This window comes from Geobacillus sp. FSL W8-0026, assembly GCF_037966255.1.
Classification (GTDB): Bacteria; Bacillota; Bacilli; order Bacillales; family Anoxybacillaceae; genus Geobacillus; species Geobacillus icigianus.
Map to the genome: position 1 here is coordinate 3,558,119 of NZ_CP150194.1, position 23,115 is coordinate 3,581,233.

General features: G+C 48.9%; 16 protein-coding genes and 5 pseudogenes. 10 read left to right on the forward strand and 11 right to left on the reverse strand.

All coding sequences use genetic code 11. From position 1 onward, the window contains the following. Positions 1 to 133 precede the first annotated feature (133 nt). The 6 genes and pseudogenes from NST29_RS17800 to NST29_RS17825 form a co-directional block, all read right to left on the reverse strand. Positions 134 to 655, reverse strand: a pseudogene (locus NST29_RS17800) (transposase); the annotation flags it as partial. A 454-nt stretch (positions 656 to 1,109) separates the two neighbouring features. Continuing rightward, a complete protein-coding gene (locus NST29_RS17805; protein WP_324698655.1) occupies positions 1,110 to 1,910 on the reverse strand; it encodes an AAA family ATPase in 801 nt (266 codons plus the stop codon). Further along, positions 1,903 to 3,151 (reverse strand): annotated as a pseudogene (locus NST29_RS17810) (IS481 family transposase). The gene NST29_RS17805 and the pseudogene NST29_RS17810 overlap by 8 nt, the downstream one beginning before the upstream one ends. Positions 3,152 to 3,304: 153 nt before the next feature. Continuing rightward, positions 3,305 to 3,856 (reverse strand): DUF6431 domain-containing protein, encoded by a 552-nt coding sequence (locus NST29_RS17815; RefSeq protein ID WP_033021581.1) that lies wholly within the window; start codon positions 3,854 to 3,856, stop codon positions 3,305 to 3,307. 154 nt (positions 3,857 to 4,010) lie between these two features. Further along, positions 4,011 to 4,927: pseudogene (locus NST29_RS17820) on the reverse strand (IS66 family transposase); the annotation flags it as partial. Between the two features lie 270 nt (positions 4,928 to 5,197). After that, positions 5,198 to 6,367: an IS256 family transposase gene (locus tag NST29_RS17825; protein ID WP_014194791.1), complete on the reverse strand. Its 1,170-nt coding sequence runs from the start codon at positions 6,365 to 6,367 to the stop codon at positions 5,198 to 5,200. Positions 6,368 to 6,666: 299 nt separating this feature from the next. Between NST29_RS17825 and NST29_RS17830 the strand changes: the two genes are divergently transcribed. Both NST29_RS17830 and NST29_RS17835 read left to right on the forward strand, forming a co-directional pair. Continuing rightward, positions 6,667 to 7,017 carry a DUF3221 domain-containing protein gene (locus NST29_RS17830; RefSeq protein ID WP_033842806.1) on the forward strand — a complete coding sequence of 117 codons (351 nt, stop codon included), beginning with the start codon at positions 6,667 to 6,669 and terminating at the stop codon, positions 7,015 to 7,017. An 80-nt stretch (positions 7,018 to 7,097) separates the two neighbouring features. After that, the gene (locus NST29_RS17835) at positions 7,098 to 8,105 is read left to right on the forward strand and encodes a trypsin-like serine protease (protein ID WP_324698652.1); all 1,008 of its coding nucleotides are present in this window, start codon (positions 7,098 to 7,100) and stop codon (positions 8,103 to 8,105) included. 236 nt (positions 8,106 to 8,341) lie between these two features. Here NST29_RS17835 and NST29_RS17840 read toward each other — a convergent pair. The 4 genes and pseudogenes from NST29_RS17840 to NST29_RS17855 form a co-directional block, all read right to left on the reverse strand. After that, positions 8,342 to 8,449, reverse strand: a pseudogene (locus NST29_RS17840) (integrase); the annotation flags it as partial. 76 nt (positions 8,450 to 8,525) lie between these two features. After that, entirely contained in the window at positions 8,526 to 9,908 is a 1,383-nt protein-coding gene (locus NST29_RS17845) for a glycine--tRNA ligase (RefSeq protein ID WP_033019795.1), read from the reverse strand. A 292-nt stretch (positions 9,909 to 10,200) separates the two neighbouring features. Then, on the reverse strand, positions 10,201 to 11,031 hold the full coding sequence (locus NST29_RS17850) for a glycosyltransferase family 2 protein (protein WP_033019808.1): 831 nt from the start codon (positions 11,029 to 11,031) through the stop codon (positions 10,201 to 10,203). Positions 11,032 to 11,114: 83 nt separating this feature from the next. Continuing rightward, entirely contained in the window at positions 11,115 to 12,311 is a 1,197-nt protein-coding gene (locus tag NST29_RS17855; protein ID WP_033019798.1) for an MFS transporter, read from the reverse strand. Positions 12,312 to 12,765: 454 nt separating this feature from the next. Between NST29_RS17855 and NST29_RS17860 the strand changes: the two genes are divergently transcribed. The 6 genes from NST29_RS17860 (at position 12,766) to pstA (ending at position 19,342) form a co-directional block, all read left to right on the forward strand. Next, on the forward strand, positions 12,766 to 13,083 hold the full coding sequence (locus NST29_RS17860; RefSeq protein WP_033019800.1) for a hypothetical protein: 318 nt from the start codon (positions 12,766 to 12,768) through the stop codon (positions 13,081 to 13,083). A gap of 258 nt (positions 13,084 to 13,341) precedes the next feature. Continuing rightward, the gene (locus NST29_RS17865; protein ID WP_339232543.1) at positions 13,342 to 14,487 is read left to right on the forward strand and encodes an IS701 family transposase; all 1,146 of its coding nucleotides are present in this window, start codon (positions 13,342 to 13,344) and stop codon (positions 14,485 to 14,487) included. Between the two features lie 280 nt (positions 14,488 to 14,767). Beyond that, positions 14,768 to 16,525 (forward strand): stalk domain-containing protein, encoded by a 1,758-nt coding sequence (locus tag NST29_RS17870; RefSeq protein WP_033020189.1) that lies wholly within the window; start codon positions 14,768 to 14,770, stop codon positions 16,523 to 16,525. 58 nt (positions 16,526 to 16,583) lie between these two features. Then, the gene (locus tag NST29_RS17875; RefSeq protein ID WP_033020190.1) at positions 16,584 to 17,444 is read left to right on the forward strand and encodes a phosphate ABC transporter substrate-binding protein; all 861 of its coding nucleotides are present in this window, start codon (positions 16,584 to 16,586) and stop codon (positions 17,442 to 17,444) included. Positions 17,445 to 17,519: 75 nt separating this feature from the next. Next, positions 17,520 to 18,455 (forward strand): phosphate ABC transporter permease subunit PstC, encoded by a 936-nt coding sequence (gene pstC / locus NST29_RS17880; RefSeq protein WP_033020191.1) that lies wholly within the window; start codon positions 17,520 to 17,522, stop codon positions 18,453 to 18,455. Further along, entirely contained in the window at positions 18,452 to 19,342 is an 891-nt protein-coding gene (gene pstA / locus NST29_RS17885) for a phosphate ABC transporter permease PstA (RefSeq protein WP_061912676.1), read from the forward strand. Before pstC ends, pstA begins: the two co-directional genes overlap by 4 nt. 238 nt (positions 19,343 to 19,580) lie before the next feature. On the opposite strand, the pseudogene NST29_RS17890 reads toward pstA, so the two are convergent. Next, positions 19,581 to 19,811: pseudogene (locus NST29_RS17890) on the reverse strand (tartrate dehydrogenase); the annotation flags it as partial. Between the two features lie 127 nt (positions 19,812 to 19,938). Here NST29_RS17890 and NST29_RS17895 point away from each other — a divergent pair. Both NST29_RS17895 and ald read left to right on the forward strand, forming a co-directional pair. Further along, the gene (locus NST29_RS17895) at positions 19,939 to 21,174 is read left to right on the forward strand and encodes a helix-turn-helix domain-containing protein (protein WP_061912674.1); all 1,236 of its coding nucleotides are present in this window, start codon (positions 19,939 to 19,941) and stop codon (positions 21,172 to 21,174) included. A 117-nt stretch (positions 21,175 to 21,291) separates the two neighbouring features. After that, complete coding sequence (gene ald / locus NST29_RS17900) at positions 21,292 to 22,425, forward strand: alanine dehydrogenase (protein ID WP_339232545.1); 1,134 nt, start codon at positions 21,292 to 21,294, stop codon at positions 22,423 to 22,425. Positions 22,426 to 23,115 lie beyond the last annotated feature (690 nt).

The window sequence follows — 23,115 nt, forward strand, 5'->3', positions numbered from 1 at the left end:
TTCCTTACAACAACGGCATGATGACCAAACTCTCGATCATGTCTAAAGCGCTCTTTTTTGGTAACTATTCACCCCGATAGTAGTATGTAAAGAAACCCAGCACAAATCGGGCATTTCTGTGATAGAAAACGCCTTAAGTAAGTAGTAGAAAGAATATCTCGCCTTTCAACAGACGACACAACGAATTCCACACGTTTTTTTCGTGTTTCGTGAGTGTGGAAACAATGCTTCTTGCGATACAAAAAGACGGGGCGAATGGTTCGTCACGAAACGTGCCCGAGATGTTCTCTTTCCCTTTGACCATACGAAGATCCCGTTCTGCTTGGTTGTTGTCAAAGGGAACATGAACTTCCCGCAAGAAACGAAGCGCTTCTTCCTTTCGTTTTTGAAGCCGTCGAACAAAGGCAAGTGCCTTTTTCGGGAGGGGCGTCATCGTTTCCAAACGGTGCTGTGCTTTCGCTAAGATGCGATCATACACACGCTCCCATCGTTTCGCTTCTTCGTTCGGGAGTGCACCGTGATGGGCTTCGACCGCCTGTTTGGCGGCGAACAGAAAGGTGGTCATGCGCATGGCCCATGTCTGCCCTTGTTCGATGAAGTTCTTCAGATCACGCAAATGATGGGCGTGACAAAGGGCATGGGTGGCTTCGGTGTAGTTCGGTGTAAATTAGCACATTATTTCAGAATCCCTTTTTCAAATTATTTCAGGCGGATTCCAAAATAATGTGCAAAATTTTTGCGGATTGTTCCGGATTTTGCACATTCTTTCGGAACGTTTGCACGCTTTTTCAGATGAAGATTTCCAGCGCGCCTAGAAGGCTGGTGAAAAACGGCTGAGTACCTTCATCAATGGGAGAACACGTGAAAAGCAGAGTCGATACACCAAGGTTTTTCTAGTTGAGAAGTGACATTGCAAAGCCGTATCTAGGATTAAATCGAGGATACTTGAGAAATCGACGAAGCTGAATGAGAAACAAAAGCACGTTTTATCAAGGTTTCTGAATTTGAGAAAATATAGGTTTTACCGCGTTGTTAAGTAAATCACCGGTCTCCTAGTGGACCGCTGGAAAAGAGAAAGCACAAAAGAGGCCGAGTCGGCCCCTTTCGTGCTAATACCCCATTTCCTCTGTGGCCATACGTACCACTTCTTCGTCAATGACGTCCTTTTTCAGCTGATGCCCGTACAGCAGGCATGTCGTAGCCAGCGTGTTGATCACCCGAGGCCATCCCTGCGACTGCAGGGCAATCGCCTCTAACGCCGATGGAGTGAAGATCGGATGCTTCGCCCCGGCCTGTTTCATCCGATGCTCGATGTAGCCCGCCACCTCCTCCTTCTCGAGCGGCCCCATCCGGCATCGCATGATGATCCGCTGATCGAGAGGGCGGTGCTGATTGAGCCGCAGCTTCCCCTGTAAATGGGGCAGCCCAGCTAACATCAAGACAAAGGGGTTGGTGGAATCCATCTCAAAGTTGAACAAGATCGCGATGTCCTGTAAAAAGGCATCCTTCGCTAAATGCATCTCGTCCAATATCAACACCGGTGTGATCCGCCGTTCATGATACAACCGCTCAATGGCCTGCTGGATTTGGCGGAAGAGATCCACCTTGCGGTATTTCGGTTCTTCCCCCAACCCAAGGGCCAGCCCGCGGTAAACATCCATCACGCCTCCAGTCGATAACGGGAAGTAGACCACGTGATACAAAGAAGGGGACAACGATTCTTTCCACGCCCGAAGGGCGAATGTCTTGCCCGCCCCCGGTTCTCCGGTCAACAGCCCGATTCCCCGGGTTCGTTTCACGTACTCCAGCGCCCGCAGCGCTTCTTGAAACGCTGCCCCTTGATACGCCTCGGACGGGGCGGTTTCTTTCGCAAACGGCTCCCGTGAAAGAGAGTAGAACGATTTATACACCGTGTTCTCCCTCCTTCGCTGGAACTTCCGCAAACGGCGACCGGTGACGCTTCACATGGGCGTGATCCTCCAAACGTACCCGAATGGCTTCCGCCACCCGTTTGCCGTCTTCGTACACATAGACGCCTCGTTCATCATAGCGGAGTTCAATCGACTGTCCAATAAACCGGGGCGGCACTTCATACAGCTGCTTGTTTAAGGTGATGGTGCCATCGGCTTTCACCTTGCGGTGCTCCCGTTTCAGAAAAATCGCATCCAGCCAGTCGATGTCTTCGACCCACACCACTCGTTCCACTTGGGACTGAAACACCTCATGCGGCGTTTTTCCGTCCAGTGAGGCGTGTGGTTTTCGGTGATACGCTTCTTCAAGCCACTTCCCGAACCGCTCGTTCAACTCGTCCAGCGACTTCGGCGGATCCAGCTCCAACAGCGGATAAAACCGCGTCTGTACGGTGCGGAAGAACCGTTCGATTTTCCCTTTGCTTTGCGGGTCATACGGCTGGGTGTGGATGAGCGTAATCCCCATCTCGGCGCACGCATACTGCAGCACCTCGGACCGGTAAATTTTCCCGTTGTCCGAGTAAATGCGTTTCGGCTTCCCGCAACGAAGCACCGCTTCCTTTGTGACGACCCGCAGCCCGTCAAACTTCTCCGAAGGGAAACTATACGTACGGCACCAACCGCGAGCAGTCATCGATATAAGCGATCAGAAACGTTTTCTGGGCTTTCCCATGGACGCGAATCGTGGGTCCATGGGATAAGTCTCCTTGCCATAGCTCATTGATCTGGTCATACGCAAAACGCTTTCGCTCCGGCATCGGCAAGATTTCTTTTCCCACTAGGTTGTGTTTTTTCAACAGTCGATATATAGTAAAATATGAGAGGGTGGTAGGAATGTCCCCCTGCTTGGTGAGTTGTTCATAGAAAACGGTAACGGGCATGGTGGGATGTTCCTTCCTCAACGCTAGAATATGATCCTCATCATCGGGCGACAGACGTCTGGAGCGGCCGCGGTCCGAACGGCGCTTCGGCTTCAAGGCGTCGAAGCCCCCTTTTTTGTATCGAGCACACCAATCCAGAATCGTCTTCGTCGCAATGAGTTTGTCCCCTTGATGAGGAATCGAGTGCACTCGCCCGCCCACCTCATTCAAATACGCTTTGGGTTCCACCTGCCCATTCACCAACGGAGCGATCAGCCCGTACCGAAACAGGGCGATATCGTGTCTCATCGATTCATCCATCCGGATCTCCTCCTTGCCTCTCTGTGATTTTGGACCGTCCCGGTCCCTCTGTCCCCTATCTTACGAAACGGCTCGAGATTCGTCGAGAGGAAGGGTTTGTGGAAACATCAACAGTCCCCTTTTTTGGTTTTTAATAGAAATTTAGGATGTGATTTAATCTGCAAACAGATGCCATCTCTCGTTGGCCCACAGGTCTTGGATGATCGAGCCCACCCCCCGTCCCTCCAAGAGCTGCATCCACCAGACGGCCCGTTCGGTTCTTGCGTTCCCCACAGGGCCGATGATCTCCCATCTCCTCGCCGCCACGTGATGCAAGCGGGGGAGATTCCGGAAAAATCGTCGGACATAAAACAAAATGACCCCCTTGGTGGGAAAATCAACCTGTTTGGTCTTCGCTCCTTGTTCTGGTGGTTCGAGCCATGCTTTGACCGCTTGCCAGATGACGGATAGGGTATATTGAACATACGGGAGGAGGAATGAAGGCAGCACACTCACGGTTTTGCGGCATTCCTGACAACGATATCGTGCGATCCAAAGGTGATACTCCCCCTCTGCCGTCAACGCATAGCGTTGGTAATACCCGTGACGATGCAAGGGGCGGCGGGATAGACAGTGGGGACATTGGTTTACATCAGGAAAATCGTTCCCTTTCCCACGATCCGTATACGTTTGAATGTCAATGCCAAAGTCGTGAAACTGGATCACACTTCCTCCCCCCCCTTGAAACGAATGGAAATCTTCGTCCGAAACAATTCACAAAAAAATTAGCACATTCCTTCAGAAAAGGGGAGAGGGATTTCTGAAAGAATGTGCAAAAAAATGGGTGTTTTGTGCTGAAATAAAATGATAATTTACAGTTCGGGTACGTACCGAACGCATCATGCATCATCGTCCCTTGATATCGGGGAAGAATCCTAATGTCTAGGTCGCTTTCTTTCCACGGGAAGCGTGAGGAGCCACGTACGTATATTTCGATGTGCACGCGATAGGAACCCATGCCCGTTTCCCTTCGATGCGCAAACTCGTTTCATCGACATGCAAGATGTTGGAATCCAGCAAAGTTTCTTCGATGATGTCCAAGTTGGGTTCCAGCGCTTCGCGTCCTCGTTTCACCATATTGGTAAGAGTTCCTGTGCTGATCGAGTGCTGATATAACGCTTCGATCATCTCACTTAAACGCTTGTACGGAATCAATTGAATATGGTGTAAATAAACAACGAGCGCAATGAGTCGTGGGCCATATTGCACATGATTCGTTACGTGTGGTGGGAACGGGGCTTGTTGGACACATTGGCAATGCGGACACGATTTCACCTCACGCTCGTGTTGGGTGACTTCGATCGCCGCAGGAGGGAGATCGAACACTTGACGGACATCGACTTTGAAAGGTTGGACTTCACACAAAGAAGCCCCACATCCTTGACACCTGTTCACACGATGGACGACACGATGATGGGGATGTTCCACTTGACGGAGCGTCGTTCCACGATGTCCTTCTTGTCCGCCTGGCTTTTTGCCAGATGGCTTACGTGAAGAACGAGGGCGGGCAAAACGGTCAGAGGATGGGGGCAAATGGCTATTGGAGCTGTTTTTTTTCGTGCGTGCTTCCAGCTCTTGAATGCGACCTCTGAGTCGTTCATTTTCTTTGCTCAAGTGTTTGTTTTTCTGACGCAACTGTTCGTTTTCTTGGATGAGCTGATGAATGAACTGGTTTTGTTGTTGGATTTTGCCCATGAGGCTCTCCATTGTCAATACAGCTTGTTGTACCGTCAACATGTGATTCACCTTCTTGTCTATGGGTATTCACATCATAGACAAGAAATACAAAAACTATTCAACTCACTTTATTATGTCGCTGAATAGTTACTTGGTCGAAATGGGTACCGTCAAGAATTTTGTGTAATGTAAATGGGGTAGGGTTTCTCTGAAATGGATTTGAATTGATAGGGGACTGATTTTCTCCACACAGGAGACTGAATATTCAGTCTCCTGTGTGGACAGAGGAAATCCCCTTTCTTTGCTTATTTGTTTATTTACAATATTTGGTTAATTGTAGCGTTCTTCAAACATTCGTTGAAGGGCTTCATGCGCTTCGGCAAATCCTCGTAACTTTCGCCCTGCCCATTTCTCATTAAAATCTTGAATGGTCAAATACACGACTTTTTCAGCGGCTTCTAAACTGCTCAAACTGTTCATCGGCTTTAGGCGTTTCCGAATCTCCTTGATCGTTCGTTCGATGGCATTCGTCGTGTAAATCACACTTCGAATACTGCTTGGATAATCCATAAATGTAAGGAGGACATCCAACTCATTGGCCCAAGATTGAACTTCTCTTGGATATTTGCTGGACCATTTCGACTCAAACTGTTGAAACATCTGTAACGCTATCTTCTTATTCGGGGCGCGATAAATCAGTTTGAGATCCTCTGCCACTTCAAATTGATCTTTTTTCCGAACACGATGTAAGGTATTACGTACTTTGTGAACGACACAACGCTGCACATCGGCTTTCGGATAAACCGAGCGAAAAGCTTCCTCCAGCCCCGGAAGACCATCGAATACGCCCAGAAGCACTTCCTTGACGCCTCTTTGGTAGAGGTTTTGAAGAATTTCTTGCCATACATAGGCACTTTCTTGTCCTCCCACAAAGAAATCAAGAATTTCGCGATATCCTTCTTCGTTCACCCCTAACACCACATAAATGACTTCTTTCTCCACGGTTTCGCGACGAAGTTTTACGTATAAACCATCCAAATATAAGACCGAATAACGCTGATGTAGAGGACGATTGTGCCATTTCTCGATGTCTTCCTTCACGACATCGGTAATCCGGCTGATCGTCGCTGGAGAATAAGCATTTCCTAGAATTCGTTCGATAAACTTGCCAATTTCCCGTGTACTCATGCCACTTTGATACATCCTAATGATGGCTTCCTCCAGCCAGCCGGTGTGGCGTTGATAAGGGGCAAACAACTGTGTTTGAAATTCCCCGTTTCGGTCTCTTGGAACCAAAAGACCCTCAATCCGGCCATATTGCGTATCTAGATTTCGCTGATAGTAGCCGTTTCTCATATTCGGCGTTCCAGCCTGTTCGATTTCGAGGAAATGTTTGATTTCTTCCCGCATAATCAGCTCTAATTTTTCCTTCACAAACTGACGAATGACGCTTTCCAGTTGATTTGCCCAGTCGACATTCGGTATATTTCTTTTAGACATAGGTAGGGTACTCCTTTCTCTGGAATGTGTTTTTGTCCAAATCAGAGAATACCCTACCTTTTTTCTTTTGATCTAGTAAAATGCTTTACACAAAATTTTATACATCATCTCGAAATGTTATTCTAAAAAACGAAATAAAAAATCCTTTCTTTCTACCCTGTTAGGGTGCGAAATGTGAGGAATATACTGAATATGTATTACTATAAAATGCTCTGTTATCTTGGGAAGGGAAAACTATGGATCTATAGAAGATAAACCATTATATAACACAAAAATATAAAAGATAAGGAGGCAAGCGTATGGAAAGATATATTTTAGTGAGTACTATTTTAGGTTTTATAGTATTATTATTTTTCTTTAACGAATATAGAACTAACCAATCTCTTAATCAAGAAGCTACTTTGGAAGGTTTTATAATTATGAAAGAAGGGGAAGTATATTTAGTTGAAGATCCAGATTTTGTTCAGGAAGACGCAAATAAATTAACAATACAGGAATTAAGAAGAAAATATAATATGAGTAAGTTATGGATTAAGGGGTTTGGTACTTTGAGGGGAATAAAAAATGGACAAAAAGTAAAAGTGTGGTATTCAGAGATTTTAGAATCGTATCCGGGCAAAGTCGAAGTTATAAAGATTGAACCTATGTAATTATAATTTTATAAATAATTCAAATATATAAACTATTTTGTTATAATAATTTTGAAAAATTCATAAAGGGGGCTACTTATATGAAAAAAATTGGATTTATCATTTTAGTAATGGTTGGGTTTATCATTTCGCCCATAATTAATGCCCCAAAAACCGTCAACGCTCAAAAAAATAGTAATAATGCTTATGACATGATTAATTCAAAAGGTGAAGTCATTAAGTATGAAGACTACATGAAAAAGTTAAAGAATTCCAAATCTTTAGTCACGGAAGGCTCGGAAGGTACCGGTGAAGTTCTTCCAAAAACAGAGATAAATACGGATTTCAAAAAAAATAAACCTTACAAATATAATTTAACCCCTGAAACAACATATATAGGTGGTAAATCTCCAAATGAATATTTCCCTCAGGTCGTTATTGGTGCTGATGGTCGTACAAAGGTTTCCAATACTTCAGTCACTCCTCACAGACAAATCGCGTACATTGAATTAGAATTTAGAGATGGTTGGTATACTTGCACAGGAACTGTTATTGGGAAAGATAAAGTCCTTACAAATGCACATTGTGTTATGGATGTTACAAATCAGTCTGGTGCGATAAACGGTCATGTATATCCCGCTGTCAATAATAATATGTATTCATATGGGGTATATCAAATAGTAGATTATTATATTACAAGCAACTATGTTCAAACAGGCGATCCAACTCAAGACTTTGCAGTACTTAAGCTTAGCACATACTTAGGAAAAAATATTGGTGATGTAGTTGGATACCTTCCATTAAGACAAGTATCTAGCATTCAAGGTACATCAGCAAAACTTTATGGATACCCAGGGGATAAAATCGAACAGTATAACGAAGTTTCTCAATGGGGAATGACTGGCTCTATTTCAAAAGAAACCAATGAACTTGCATTTTATCAAATTGATACTTACAATGGGCAATCCGGTTCTTCTTTATTAAATTCATCAAATGAAATCATTGCTGTTCATAGAGGCAGTTTTAGTGTCAATGGTACCACTTACAATGGAGGACCAAAAATGATTAAACCCGTATATGATTTTATTAGAGCAGCAATGCTAAATTGAAAATTTCTTCCAGCTATTTATTAATGACCAGCAAGGAAGATCTTAGTGATTGTAAACCTTACTAAGATGTTTTTTAACAAGGTAGGTAAATTTTGAAGGTTTCGTAGTTTAATTGACTCTTCCCGGAAAGGGAACAAAAAAATGCCCTGAAATTCTACCCTCCAGGGCATTTTTTCTATATAGTCTCTAAATGTACTTGGACAGCTCCGATGCCAAAACTGTCATCCATCTTGATGTTAAAATTTCGGCAACGCATTGACCGCATCAGCGAGATCGCTATAACTGTCTTTCAAATACCACGATGTTGTGGCGACATTACTGTGACCTGCAAGTCTTCGGACTTCCCACTTTGTATAAAAGAAAGAAGCTGTCTCAAAAGATCGCTAAATCGACTTGTTGAGACAGCCTCCGTTCTTGTCATCAAAAAGCGATCTTTTCCTCCAAAAAGGCTTTGAGCTCGCCGATCGGCAGCCGCACTTGTTCCATCGTGTCGCGGTCGCGGACGGTGACTTGGCCGTCTTGTTCGGACTCAAAGTCGTACGTAATGCAAAACGGCGTGCCGATTTCGTCTTGGCGGCGGTACCGCTTGCCGATCGAGCCGGTTTCGTCGTAGTCAACCATGAAATGTTTCGCGAGCTCTTCGTAAATGCGGCGCGCCCCGTCAGCGAGCTTTTTCGACAGCGGCAAGACGGCCGCTTTGTACGGTGCGAGCGCCGGATGCAAATGCATGACCGTCCGGGTCGTGCCGTCTTCCAGTTCTTCCTCGTCATAGGCATCGATCATAAACGCCAGCGTGACGCGGTCGGCACCAAGCGACGGTTCAATGCAGTACGGCACGTAGCGTTCGTTCGTTTCTTGGTCGAGATAATGGAAGTCCTCGCCCGAGTATTCCATATGCCGCTTTAAGTCGTAATCGGTGCGCGACGCGATGCCCCACAGCTCGCCCCAACCGAACGGGAAGCGGTACTCGATGTCAGTGGTGGCGTTGCTGTAGTGGGACAACTCTTCTTTCGCATGATCGCGCAGACGGATATGGTCTTCGTTCATGCCGAGCGACAACAGCCACTCCTTGCAAAATTGCTTCCAGTAGTCGAACCATTTCAGCTCTTCGCCCGGTTTGCAGAAAAACTCGAGCTCCATTTGTTCGAACTCACGCGTGCGGAACGTAAAATTCCCTGGCGTGATCTCGTTGCGGAAGCTTTTGCCGATTTGCGCGATGCCAAACGGTAATTTTTTGCGCATCGTGCGCTGGACGTTTTTAAAGTTGACGAAAATGCCTTGCGCCGTCTCCGGGCGCAAATAAATTTCGTTGGCGCTCGACTCGGTGACGCCTTGGTACGTTTTGAACATTAAGTTGAACTGGCGCACGTTCGTAAAGTCGCGGCTGCCGCATTCGGGACAGGCGATGCCATGCTCGCGGATCAGCTCATCCATTTTCGCTAGCGGCAAGCCGTCAACGATCATCTCGATCCCTTTTTCCTCAAGCGCCTGCTCAATCAGCTTGTCGGCGCGATGGCGCGCTTTGCACTGTTTGCAGTCGACCATCGGATCGTTGAAGTTGCCTAAGTGGCCAGACGCTTCCCACGTTCTCGGGTTCATTAAAATGGCGGCGTCCAAACCGACGTTGTACGGCGACTCTTGGACGAATTTTTTCCACCACGCCCGTTTGATGTTGTTTTTCAGCTCAACGCCGAGCGGGCCGTAATCCCACGTATTCGCCAGCCCACCGTAAATTTCCGACCCCGGAAACACGAAGCCGCGATGTTTCGCGTGGGCAACGATTTCTTCCATGGTTGCAGCCATGTTATCATCCTCCTTCACATGTGTATGGTGCCAACAAATCAAAAATGCCCTCGCCCCTAGGCATGACGCCTAGGGACGAGAGCGTAGCTCCCGCGGTTCCACCCTAGTTGATGCGCAAACAGCGCATCCCCTTTTTCCATTTCCGCTCCGGACTGCCGTTTCATTAACCGTCTTCACCGGGCTTCCACCATCCCCGGCTCGCTTTGGAAGAGAGGGTTAACTACTATTGATCCGTCATCGCGATTCGCTATACGATTTTGCTCATTATAATAACAAACCCGCAAAACCTCTGTCAATAGTTGCCTCTCTTTTTTTGCATCCAAAACCGCGACACGATCGGCTGGCCGTCCCAGATGACTTCACTTTCGGCGCGGCGGCGCGCGACTTCCGGCTCGTCAAGCAAAAGCCAAAAGTTTTTCACCGGCAAATCGCCGAGCCCATGCTTCTCGCAAAGCCGCCGCAAATATTGGCGCCGCCTGTCGTCGAGCTGTCGCGACATGTTGTCGCCATCCGCGCTGAACGCATACAACACGGTCGCCGCCGCGACACGGGTGACGCGACACACAGAGGCAGCACGCAAAAAGAAGTCCCAATCCCAATAGTTGTGGATAGACGGGTCAAAGCTGCCGATTTCGTCATGAAGCGACTTGCGATACACGCTCCCGGACGGGACGTACGTTGAAAACGTCCGCATGGCTTCCAAATCGTACTCATAGGCAAATAAGAAGCGAGCGAACGGGATGCGCTGATCGTTTTCGACCCGATACTGGACAATTTCCGCATCGGCATAGGCGAAGTCCGCATGCTCGAGCGCCGCGACCATCCGCTCGAGATGACACGGCAACACTAGATCATCGTCGTCGCAAAGCATGATGAGCTCGCCACGCGCCGCTTGGACGCCTGCGTTGCGGGCCGCGACATGTCCTTCGTTGTCGCGGCGGTCAATGACGCCGATGTCCAGCTCCGGATACAAGGCGACGACATCATCGACCGGCTCGCCGCCGTCGTTCACAACGATGACCTCAAACGGCTTGTACGTCTGCCGGCTTAACGCTTCAAGCAGCTCGGCAAGCGGATATGGGCGATTGTATGTCGGGATGACAACGGATACAGACGGACACAACGGACAATCCACCGCCTCTCTCATTTTTCCCAAACCAAAAGGGGCTTACCCTTAAGGTATAGCCCCTGTTTCTGTTTGTCAACTTAGGCGAGTTCCTGTTGCTTCGTCTCTTTGCCAAGAACAGTGACCGAGAGGACGGCGACAAGGACAGACAGGCAGAACAGAGTGAAAATCGCCGTCACGGACACCCCTTTGGCGACAAGCGAGCCAACGAACAGCGGGCCGAAGATGCCGCCAATGCGGCCAAACGCCGCCGCCATGCCGGCGCCGGTCGCACGAATCGACGTCGGGTATTGCTCCGGCGTGTACGCATACAGCGCTCCCCAAGCGCCTAAGTTGAAAAACGACAAGAAAATGCCAGCCGCCATCAACCCCGCAAGCGACTCGGCCGTGCCGAAAAAGTAGGCGCTTGCCGCTGTGCCAAGCAGATATGTGATCAAGACGAACTTCCGCCCGGCCCGCTCGATCAGCCATGCGGCGCTGAAATAGCCAGGCAACTGGGCGATCGTCATCACAAGCACGTATTCAAAGCTTTTAATTAAGCTGAATCCTTTCATGACCATGACGCTTGGCAGCCATAAAAACATGCCGTAATACGAAAAGACGACACAAAACCAAAGAAGCCAAAGCATCGTCGTTTCCTTCCGGTACGGCGCCGACCATACGTGGGCGATATGGCTCCATACCGTTCCCTCTTTTTTCGTTGCCATAAACCGTGGTGAGTCGGGCAGCCGGAGGCGTAAGTAAATGGCGTACAGCGCCGGTGCGGCCGCCAGCCATAACGCCGTCCGCCATCCATAGGCTGGTATGACGAAATACGAGATGAGCGCCGACAGCAGCCAGCCGCCGGCCCAAAAGCTTTCAAGCAGCACAACAGCCCGGCCGCGATCCTTAGCTGGCACCGCTTCCGAGACGAGCGTTGACGCGACCGGCAGCTCGCCGCCAAGCCCCATGCCGATCAAAAAGCGAAGTGCCAAAAACGCCGCCAACGTCGTCGTCAGCGCCGACAGCCCGCTGCCGATCGAGAATAATAACAATGTGACAAGAAAAACATGTTTCCGGCCGATCCGGTCGGCAAGCAACCCAAACACGAGCGCCCCAACGGCCATGCCGATCGAGTTGACGCTGCCGATCCAGCCGACTTGTTCGGCTGTCAAGTTCCAGTCTTTTTGCAAGGCGGCCATCAAAAACGACAACATGCCGACATCCATCGCGTCAAACAGCCAGCCAAGGCCGGCAATGCCTAACAGCTTGCGCTGGGAAATCGTCGGTTGATTCATGTATATCCTCCTGTCATTATCGGTGTAAAGACATATTTATTATAAAAGAAAATCACCCACCTCTGCACTGTACGGTTAATACTTTTTGCGAAAAATCCGCTCCAAAACTTGAATAACACGATCAAACACCAACATCGCGATCCAGCCCTCGTTCTATGATTAGAACAAAAAGTTCGGCTAAAATCAGCTGCCATGCTTTTCATGATAGGCGCCAGTAAAACCATTTGGCAAAGCATCAAATCCTTTCTTCGTTCCCTCGTTCATGATGTTGATTTCGACCTCACATTTCGTACCCTTCCGACGAAAATCAGGAGGATTTTTTTCATTCCGATGTCGAATGAATCCTTGACACAGCTTCTTAGAAAGACCTTTCATCTGAGTACAGCGAGACAGGTTGGTTGGATCATTTCAAAATTGGTAGACTGGGTATTACTATAGTACAAGGAGGATACTTATGGACGAGGAAAGAATCAAGGATCTTGAAGCAAAATTAAGTCTAGCCACCGACGCCATTACGTTACTCTTAGATATGGTGAACAAGGAGCACAAAAGCTTTGCGATTCTGGCCTTAGCCACTGGCTTTACTGCCAACGAGTTGGAACGCCTAGAAAAACTGTTTTATCACGCTGGCAAATCACAGTGGGACAAGGACACATTTGTGGCAGAGTTCGAGAAGCAGCTTCCCAAAAGAAGTGCAATGTTGCGAAGCATTTTGGAAGGGCTAAAGTCAGATGGAAAGTTTGTATCGTTATGCGAGAAGTATTTGGATTGACAGAAAAAACCCGCCCATGTCGAGGCGGGTTTATTTTTCTTTAAAACATCCAAATCTTCACCAAATGATTCTCGGAAATTCTTTATTGCAACTTATATACTGTAGATGAGCAAATTTGCTAACATAAATTGACAGCTAAACAAAAAAGGAGACATGAACCCAGCTCCTTGAGTAAAATAGATGTGCTCAAACTACCCGCAAGGAGGTTCATGTCTCATGAATCGATGAGCACATCATCAAGGAATCCACAAGTTTTTCATGACGCTGGGATTGGCGCTTGATTTCTCGAAACCGGTCATCAAGCATCTCGTTCATATTGTGGATGCCTTGACTACCAAGGGATTTTCGGGAACATTGACCGATGTCCATCACTGGAGTTTTCATCCCAATCATCGAACCACGCTCAGCCATTTTTTCACGAAAAGCCCTTGGGATGAAGAGACGTTGCTTCGCAAACTCCAGCAATGGATCCTTCATCGCATCCAGCGAATCGCCAAACAGGAGAATCAACCCCTTTTTGTTTCGATTGATGATACGATTTGCCAAAAAACGAAGCCTTCGTCACGGGCTGCCCGCGCCATTCAAGGGTGTGATTGGCACTACTCGCACAAAGATCATCAATCCGTTTGGGGGCATTCGCTCGTTTGGCTGATGGTGCATACTTTCTCGCAAGCGTTCCCGTTCGCCTTTCGTCTGTATGACAAGACGGCGGGAAGAAGCAAGATCGACCTAGCGATCGAGATGCTTTCCTCGCTCAAGGGGAAACGGGCTCAGCCGGTGTATGTGCTCATGGATTCGTGGTATCCGTCCCAAGCGCTCATCGAAGCCTGCCTGAAACAAGGATTCCATGTCATCGCCATGCTCAAGACGAACCGGATTCTCTATCCGAAAGGTATCGCCATCCAAGCGAAGAAGTTCGCCCGCTATATCGAGCCCAACGACACCCGCCTCGTCACGGTGGGGAAGGAGCGTTACCGCGTGTATCGCTACGAGGGAGCGATCCATGGCCTCGATGACGCGGTGGTGCTGCTGGCTTGGAAGGCGGATGAACCGATGACGCCAGATCATCTCCATGTCGTCTTGAGCACCGACCGGGAGCTAGGCGATGAAGAGATCTTGCGTTATTATGCCCAGCGCTGGACGATCGAATGCTTTTTCCGGCAGGCCAAAGACCAGCTGAAGCTCGATGGGTACCGTGTTCGTCACATTCGGGCGGTGAAACGGTATTGGGCCGTGGTGCTCTTAGCCTGCGTATACAGCATCGCCGAATCTCAGCAAGACCTCTCTTCCGGCCTGGAGCTTCTTCGGTCTCGGAAAGGGCACAGCGTCGTCGAGTTCATCTACGATGCCGCGAAGCAAGATATTCCCATTGATGTGATCAAAAAACAGCTCCATGTCGCCTAAGGGGTCCCCTGTTTGTCTCTTAGGGCATGGAAATTATTGTAATGAAAAATGCTCATCTACAGTTATATAGAAATGCGTTGCATAGTGAAATTAACAACGAAAACACAAAATATTAATACACTTTAAATAAAACAAAATATTCCTTTTACACTTTTCTCATATAATCGTTTATGCTTAGGAAAAATTTCTTAAATCCTTTGAATGGAAAGGAGGGTTGCTTTCCATCAAACAATGAAACCCGCTTCTCATGCAAAAGGAAAAATAGAAAGGAGAGGCTCTCGTGAAACAAATCATTGCCGGAACTGTCATGGCGACAGCTTTGCTGGCGGCTTCCCCCTCATCATGGACGGCTCTCGATGGCCATGCCTATGCCGCAGCGGAAAAGAATACAGCCGCATCTCACTATATTGTCAATGTCAACGGCAAATTGATGACGATCCGTTCGCTCCATCGTTCGGGAACTGTTTTATTGGCGGGGAGCGATATGGCCAAGCTGTTTTCAGCCGATTATCGGTATGATCAAAAACACCAATATTATGAAATTCGACGTACATCTCCCAATGTACGGATCGTGCTTCAGACGGGGAAAAAAGCGGCATTGGTGAATGGCAAATCCGTTTCATTGTCTGTCGTCCCACAGCGTTTTGGTCAAGAACTGTACGTCGATGCCAAGCAAATCGCCGCTCTCTTAGGCGGACAATGGAAAGCAGAAGCTGGCGTTGCCATCGTGTCAACATCCGGCAGCTTTCACCCATTTCGCGAGACATGGCAAGTGAACGGCTCCACTGCCACGATTCACGGTCTCGTGTTAGGACAGACATCTTTTTATTCAGTCAATGATGTTGCCGTTGCTTTTGGCGCTACTGTGCACGTTGACAAAAAAACGAGCATGGTTAAGGTGGAAAAAGGAAACCGGACAATTCTCTTCCACCCGTTTAGTTATGTATTGAACGCCGGCGGCAAAAAAATCTCTTTGCCGACCGCGCCATTCATTCAAAACGGGGTGCCGTACATCAATCTGTCCGCCCTCGTCTATGCACTAGGGGGAGAGATCGAGAAGGAAGATCGATTTATCGCCACGTCTGGTTTCATCAAAGGAACGAGCATCAATCCACAATGGATCGATCAAAATACATTGCTCATCAGCCGACCGGATGAAGCCTCTTCACTGCTTTTGGACATTCGCTCGCGAACGGCCATCCGTTCCATCAACGAAATGGATCTTACGTTATCACCTGATGGAAAAAAAGCGGCTTACGTCGATGAAAACGGCCATTTGTTTATCATCGATTTATCCTCCAACGTCGTCAAACAAATCGGCGACGATGACGAAGTGAAAACGGATTTCGTTTGGTCCAACGACGGCCGCTCACTCTATTGCATTTACGGAAGCAACAATGAAGCAATCGCTGTTGTGTCCTTGGAAACAGGCAGCATCAACAAATTGATTGATGACAAAGTGAAATATAAAACGGACCTTCGTCTATCCCCGGATGGAACGAAGCTGTTGTACACCGTTGCCAATGAAGGAAAAACAAACTACACCGACGATCAAAAAACGGATGTTGATTCCATTGATACAAGCGGGACAGATCCGCAGCTGTTTCTCGTGGATCTCTCCTCCGCGAACAAACAGCCGACGCCATTAACCTCGTCGCCGGACAATAAAGTCAACAGTGCATTTCTTTCGAACAGTGAAATCGTCTATGTAAGTGCAATCGACAGTGAAACCGCTCGACCGTCATTAAAACGGACTAGAAACGGAAATGAGCAAACACTGCTTGCCGACCAGAACATCATTGACGCGGTCGTTGTCAAAAACCGGATCTATGTCGCTATTGAAACGAACGGCATCTACACGATTCGCATCTTCGACCCGTCCACAAGCTCATGGACAACGATGGGAAGTACGAAAAACGAAATCACCTCGATCGCGCCGTCACCATATGACAATCAAATCGCCGTGACGATCGCGACCGAGAACGGGGAAAAAATATCGATTCTCCGCAACGGACGCTGGATCGATATGACAAAATGATCATGAAAAAGCAAGGGCCGCCTAGGTCCCTAAAAATGAATCCATGGAGGGATTTGCTATGAAACGAACTACGCTATGGAAACGGATGGCTGCCGCTGTTCTTTCGTCAGCTTTGCTAATTGGCGCTGCCTTCACGACTCAATACCGTGCTGACGCGGCCGAAGTATCCGGAAAAATTGTGGTCGCCGGCTCCACCGCTTTATTGCCGTTAACCCAACAGGCAGCAAAGGAATTTAAAAAGCATCATCCGAAAGTGAAAATTGTTGTCTCAGGTTCCTCGTCCATCGCCGGTCCACAATCCGTCGCTAAAGGCGTCGCGACCATCGGCGCCTGCGATTGGGATGCGACCCGCGCAGTCGGTGGATTTCCTGCTTACAAAGGATTAAAAGCATACAAAATCGCCAAAATTCCGTTCGCTGTCATCGTTAACAAAAACAATGCCGTGAACAATCTATCAGTCCAGCAAATTCAAGACATTTATGAAGGCAAAATCACCAACTGGAAACAAGTCGGCGGGAAAGACGAAGAAATCGTGGTCATCAACCGCGCAAAAGGCTCTGGAACGCGCGTTAACTTTGAAGACAAAATCATGGATGGACATGCCATCAAAACATCCGGAGACAACTACAAAGAAGTACAAAAATCAGGGGATATGGTCAATGCAGTTTCTTCCAATCCAAACGCCATCGGATTTGTCGACTTGGCCTATGTCAAAGGCGGAATTAAAGCGGTGAGCATCAACGGTGTAAAAGCAACAACAGCCAACGCCGCCAGTGGGAAATACGTATTCTACGGCTATGGCTACTTATTGACAAAAGGCGAAGCGAAAGGGGCCGACAAAGCATTTATCAATTATATCCTAAGCCAAAAGTTTCAACACGGCTCTTTGAAAAAACTGAAGTTTATCCCTGTGAAGTAACAGAACACCAATCAGCCTCTCCACCGGGAAGGAGAGGCTGATTTTCCGCCAACAGAGGGAAGGAGGAGGCACATAATGGAGAAACAATCGCCCGATTGGACTGACGCAATGAACTTGTTAACAGCCCATCGTCAAAGCCGATGGACCGTCAAATATACTGCCGACCGCTTTTTCCGTTTTCTATGTCTTGGAAGCGTCATATTCCTTGGCGCCGTATTGGGCGCCATCGTCCTATTCGTGAGTGAAACCGGTTTTCTCGTGTTTCGGGACGTATCACTTTCGGAATTTTTCTTCTCCCCCCATTGGGACCCGGAACACGGCAAATATGGAGCCGCCGTTTTTATCGCCGGTACATTGTATTTAACCTTAGTGACTCTGTTGATCACAACGCCGATTTCGATTTGTGTGGCTGTGTTTATCGCGGAAATCGCCCCCCCATGGCTGCGGCAATGGCTTCGCACGCTGCTTGATTTATTGGTCGGCATCCCTTCGATCGTCTATGGCTATTTGGGAGCCACCTTGCTCATTCCATGGATCCGCGAGCACACGGGAGCCCCGGTCGGCGACGGATTTCTCGCCGCTGCTCTCGTTTTATCGATCATGATTTTGCCGACCATCACCCGTATTACTGATGACGCCCTCTGCGCCGTTCCAAACGAATGGCGGGAAGCAAACTATGCGCTTGGGGGAACAACATTCCAAATGATCGTTCGAGTGGTGCTCCCTGCTGCGAAATCAGGCATCGCCGCCGCTGTCATCCTCGGAATGGCACGCGCTATCGGCGAAACGATGGCTGTAGTGATGGTCATCGGCAACGTAGCGCAATGGGGATTTGATTTGGTCACTCCGTCAAGCGTGTTGACTAGCCATATCGTCATGCAAATTTTAAATGTCGATTTTCAATCGACGACAAACCATGCCCTTTATATGATGGCGCTTTTGCTGCTTATGATCTCGATTTCGCTTATTATGCTCATTCGCCGGTTGCGCCTGAAAGGAGGAGCATCATGAACGACCAAGCTACCCTACTTCATGAAAAAACGAGCCGGCTCCACATCCGGCGTCTCATGAATCGACTCATACTCGGTGTGGTCATCATCATTTCTTTAGCCGTCTTTTTTGTCATTTTAGCCCTTCTTTATACGATTGTGAAAAAAGGACTTCCAAATATTAATATCCATTTCCTCATTGGACCGCCGGAAGAAATTGACGCTGGAGGAGGAGTCGGGCCGTTTTTATGGAACTCCATTTATATTCTCGTGCTATCTTTGCTCTTATCATTGCCCATAGGGATCGGGGCAGGTATTTTTCTAGCTGAATATGCTCCGAACAACCGAATCATGGAATGGGTTCGGGGCGCCATTGAAAGCTTGGCATCCGTCCCATCGATCGTGTTCGGTTTATTCGGCTATGCATTGTTCGTGGAATATTTTCAAATCGGCGTCACTATTTTAGGAGCATCCATTACATTGGCATTGCTCAATCTTCCTGTGTTGGCCCGTGTCTCGGAAGAAGCCATCACGGCTGTTCCTTCAACATGGAGGGAAGCCTCCTTTGCTTTGGGCGCGACGAAAGCACAGACGATCATCAAAACCGTACTCCCCGCCGCCAAGAAAGGCATCCTGACCGGCGTCAGCCTTGTCGCATGCCGGGCATTCGGCGAATCAGCAATCATTTTGCTAGTCGGCGGAACATCGTCATCTGGGGAGATGTGGGATTTCCACCTGTTCTCTGAAGGGGCGACTCTTCCCGTTCACTTGTGGTACATTCAATCCGAAGCGCTGGTGGCAGACGCACAACAAATTGCCGAGAAAACATCCGCTCTTCTCGTGCTGATGGTGCTGTTCCTTAGCTTCATCATCCGTTTTCCGCTATGGCTTAGCCAGCGAAAAAAATGATATGAACTCGCATTCGCATCCTGTTGCTGAAAATTGAAAGGCTTTTTGTTTTCATCTCCCCTTTCGCACCTTAACAAGGTCAAAACAACGGACGCTTTCTTTCATTTTTCCAATATTTTTTGCCAACAAAACGAGCGATGGCAATCTTTTTACCATCGCTCGTTGTTCTGGATGATAGAACACTATGATAGTCAAATAGGAACGTTCATCAATTGCACGGAGGATCGAAAGCCATACGCTTTGGATTGCCAGCCGCTCCGAGAAAAACCGCAGCAACATTTCGCAAAGTTGACAACCCGTCATCCGGCATCATTTGGCCATGTTCAACATAGTAGTCGCAGCTCCACGGAAATTCGGTGAACGAAAACGCTATTCCCCCATGGACATCGGCGACCGCCTGCAGCACGTCAAGCGCTGCTGGCACCACTTCCTTGTCGATAGGAATAACAGCGATCTCCCATTGTTTCACTGTTGTCCCCCTCCTTGTCGAATCCCGCTTTTTGTTCATTCGACAAGAAATACAACCATCCCACTTCATCAGAATACATTATGATAAAATGAAACTACCATCACATGGACGATGCGGGGGAAACGATATGCGTAACGATTATGATCCGTTCCGCGGCGAGTTTGACAGCCTTGAGGAGTTTGCCGACCGCGTCAGCGACGTGCTGCGCTGCCCGGTGACGATCGAAGACGCCAACCATCGCCTCATCGCCTACAGCGCCCACGATGACTACACCGATCCCGCGCGGACGGCGACGATCATCAGCCGGCGCGTGCCGGAAAAAGTGATCAACAGCTTATGGAAACAGGGCGCCATCCCGGCGTTGCTCAAAAGCCGTGAGCCGGTGCGCGTGCCGCCCATTGAAGATGTCGGCCTCGGCAGCCGCGTCGCCGTCTCGATTTGGAAAAACGATGAGGTGATCGGCTTCATTTGGGTGCTCGAAACGAACCGGACGCTCACGCCTGAGGAAATGGAATGGCTGAAGCTGGCGGCCAAAGCGGCGAAAAACAAAGTGCTGCAGCTGTATATGCGCAAAAACAAAAAAGAAGAGCGGGTGCAAGAGCTGTTTTGGAAGTTGCTCACCGGCCATATCGCGACCGAAGACGAGATCCGCGCCCATCTTGCCGCGATGCAAATGACGGCAGCGCCGCCGTTTGCCGTTGTCGTCTTCCGCTTTGCGGCTGATTTGACGAATGAAATGGAGCGGCAAATCTCCTACCTGCTGCAAACGACCCAGCAGCTTCCGCTCCCTCTTTACACGACCGACGGCCGCGACGTCATTTTGCTGGCGGCGCCGAAAACCGAACAGCCGTTGAAAGAGCTTCAACGGTTCATCGAGTCATTCGCCGCCAAAATGAAAGAACGGTTTCACATCCATGAGGTGCAATGCGGGTTTGGCGGCGTATATGGCGGCTACCGCCTCATTGAAAAAAGCTACCGCGAAGCGCTCGCCGTGCTGGCGTTGAAAGAAAAACTCGGCGATGAAATGAAGTCCATTTACGGCTATGCCCAGCTTGGCATTTATCAATTTTTTGATTTTTTGCTTGAACAAAAGCGGCAAGGGGAATGGACCAACCCGGCGTTAACAAAGCTGCAATCGTACGACCAGAAACACCAGAGCGACTTGGTGAAAACGTTCGAAACGTTTTTTGACCATAATGAAAACGTGCAAGAAACCGCCGACGTTCTCAATGTTCATCCGAACACGCTCACGTATCGACTGAAGCGGATCGCTGACATCGCGGAACTGGATCTCCATAACATGAACCAAAAAATCAAATTATACATCGATATTAAATTGGCCAAGTATGAAGCGCGCGGTTGAATTTGTGGAAATCCACAAAAACCGGGCGCTTCTTTCTCTTTTTTGAACAATGCCGGGCTCTTGTTTCCTCTTTTATACTATAAGTAAGGCTACTTTTGACGAGGAGGAACGGTACTGATGATTATTGGAGTGCCAAAAGAAATTAAAAATAACGAAAACCGCGTTGCCATTACGCCAGCTGGCGTGTTGTCGTTCGTTCAGGCAGGACATACGGTGCTGATCGAGAAAGAGGCAGGTATTGGAAGCGGTTTCAGCGACAGCGATTACGCCCGGGCCGGAGCACAAATCATCGAGCGGGCGGAAGATGTTTGGGCGCAAGCCGATATGGTGATGAAAGTGAAAGAGCCGCTGCCAAGCGAATACGGCTATTTCCGCCCAGGTCTCATTTTGTTCACCTATTTGCATTTGGCCGCTGATCCGGAATTGACGCGCGCCTTAAAAGAAAGCGGCGTCATTGCCATTGCCTATGAGACGGTGCAAGTCGGCCGCACGCTGCCGCTGCTCACGCCGATGAGCGAAGTCGCCGGGCGGATGGCCGCGCAAATCGGGGCGCAATTTTTGGAAAAACCATACGGCGGCAAAGGCATTTTGCTTGGCGGCGTCCCTGGCGTCGCCCGCGGCAAAGTGACGATCATCGGCGGCGGGGTTGTCGGCACGAACGCAGCAAAAGTCGCCGTCGGCCTTGGCGCGGACGTGACGATCATCGACTTGAACGCTGATCGTCTCCGCGAGCTTGACGACATTTTTGGCAACCAAATTACGACGCTCATGTCCAACCCGATGAACATCGCTGAAGCGGTCGCCGAGGCTGACCTTGTCATTGGGGCGGTTCTCATCCCGGGCGCACGGGCGCCGAAGCTCGTCACCGAGGACATGGTGAAAGCGATGAAACCGGGTTCGGTCATCGTTGATGTCGCCATCGACCAAGGCGGCATCGTCGAGACGAGCGATCACGTCACGACCCATGACAACCCGACCTACGTGAAACATGGTGTCGTCCATTATGCGGTCGCCAACATGCCCGGCGCTGTCCCGCGCACCTCGACGATCGCCTTGACGAACGTCACGATGCCGTACGCCTTGCAAATCGCCAATAAAGGCGTCGCCCAAGCCATTGCAGACAACCCGGCGCTCGAGCTTGGCGTCAACATCGCCAACGGCGAAATCACGTACGAAGCGGTCGCCCGCGACCTCGGCTACCGCTACGTCCCAGCTCGCGAAGCGCTCGGCAAAACATTGGCCGCCAACTAACCGCTGGTTGACGCGGCCAGTAGCGCCCTCGGTCAGCCGCCTGCTCATCGCCATCACCCACGGGGCTGACCGAAAAGGTTGTCTGCCTTCCAGATCGACACAACCGATCGTTCGGCAGAAGCAGTCAGCACGTATATAGGGCAACGAAAGAGGGTGTCCCGATCCTTTTAGGACACCCTCCTTTTTTATATCCGTTTGTCATGCCAAATCGTTTTCGTTCGGCAAAGCGGACCGTGTATAATAAAAATAACAAGCCATGAACTTTCCGGAAAAACAAGACGGTGTCGCTTGCAGAATGTTACCGCCCCCGGAAAACAACCGATCGCGTTTGACGAATCCTGTGATGGGGACGGGAAAACGGAAGCCAAATCGCCCTTGGATGGAATGGGACAACGGAAGCCAAACCGCCCCTTTGATGGAATGGGAAAACGAGAGCACAAAATCGCCTCTTTGCCAGTGGCGAAATCTTGCCAAACGGCGTTGGTTTTCCTACTACGAACCTTGGGAGGCTGGTGATTGAATCTGAGATACGGCTTTGCAATGTCACTTCGCAATGAGAAAAACCTTGGTGCATCGACTCTGCTTTTCACGTGTTCTCCCATTATTGATGAAGGGACTCAGCCGTTTTTCACCGGCCTTCTAGAAGGTTGGTGAAAAACCACTGTTTGCCTTGATGAATGATTGAAGTGT

Bases quoted from the DNA above. Each gene is read 5' to 3' on its own strand.
- NST29_RS17895 (WP_061912674.1), top strand. From the start codon at position 19,939: ATGCGTAACGATTATGATCCGTTCCGCGGCGAGTTTGACAGCCTTGAG.
- NST29_RS17835 (WP_324698652.1), top strand. From the start codon at position 7,098: ATGAAAAAAATTGGATTTATCATTTTAGTAATGGTTGGGTTTATCATT.
- NST29_RS17875 (WP_033020190.1), top strand. From the start codon at position 16,584: ATGAAACGAACTACGCTATGGAAACGGATGGCTGCCGCTGTTCTTTCG.
- NST29_RS17860 (WP_033019800.1), top strand. From the start codon at position 12,766: ATGGACGAGGAAAGAATCAAGGATCTTGAAGCAAAATTAAGTCTAGCC.
- NST29_RS17825 (WP_014194791.1), bottom strand. From the start codon at position 6,367: ATGTCTAAAAGAAATATACCGAATGTCGACTGGGCAAATCAACTGGAA.
- NST29_RS17855 (WP_033019798.1), bottom strand. From the start codon at position 12,311: ATGAATCAACCGACGATTTCCCAGCGCAAGCTGTTAGGCATTGCCGGC.
- pstC (WP_033020191.1), top strand. From the start codon at position 17,520: ATGGAGAAACAATCGCCCGATTGGACTGACGCAATGAACTTGTTAACA.
- NST29_RS17830 (WP_033842806.1), top strand. From the start codon at position 6,667: ATGGAAAGATATATTTTAGTGAGTACTATTTTAGGTTTTATAGTATTA.
- pstA (WP_061912676.1), top strand. From the start codon at position 18,452: ATGAACGACCAAGCTACCCTACTTCATGAAAAAACGAGCCGGCTCCAC.
- NST29_RS17865 (WP_339232543.1), top strand. From the start codon at position 13,342: ATGACGCTGGGATTGGCGCTTGATTTCTCGAAACCGGTCATCAAGCAT.
- NST29_RS17845 (WP_033019795.1), bottom strand. From the start codon at position 9,908: ATGGCTGCAACCATGGAAGAAATCGTTGCCCACGCGAAACATCGCGGC.
- ald (WP_339232545.1), top strand. From the start codon at position 21,292: ATGATTATTGGAGTGCCAAAAGAAATTAAAAATAACGAAAACCGCGTT.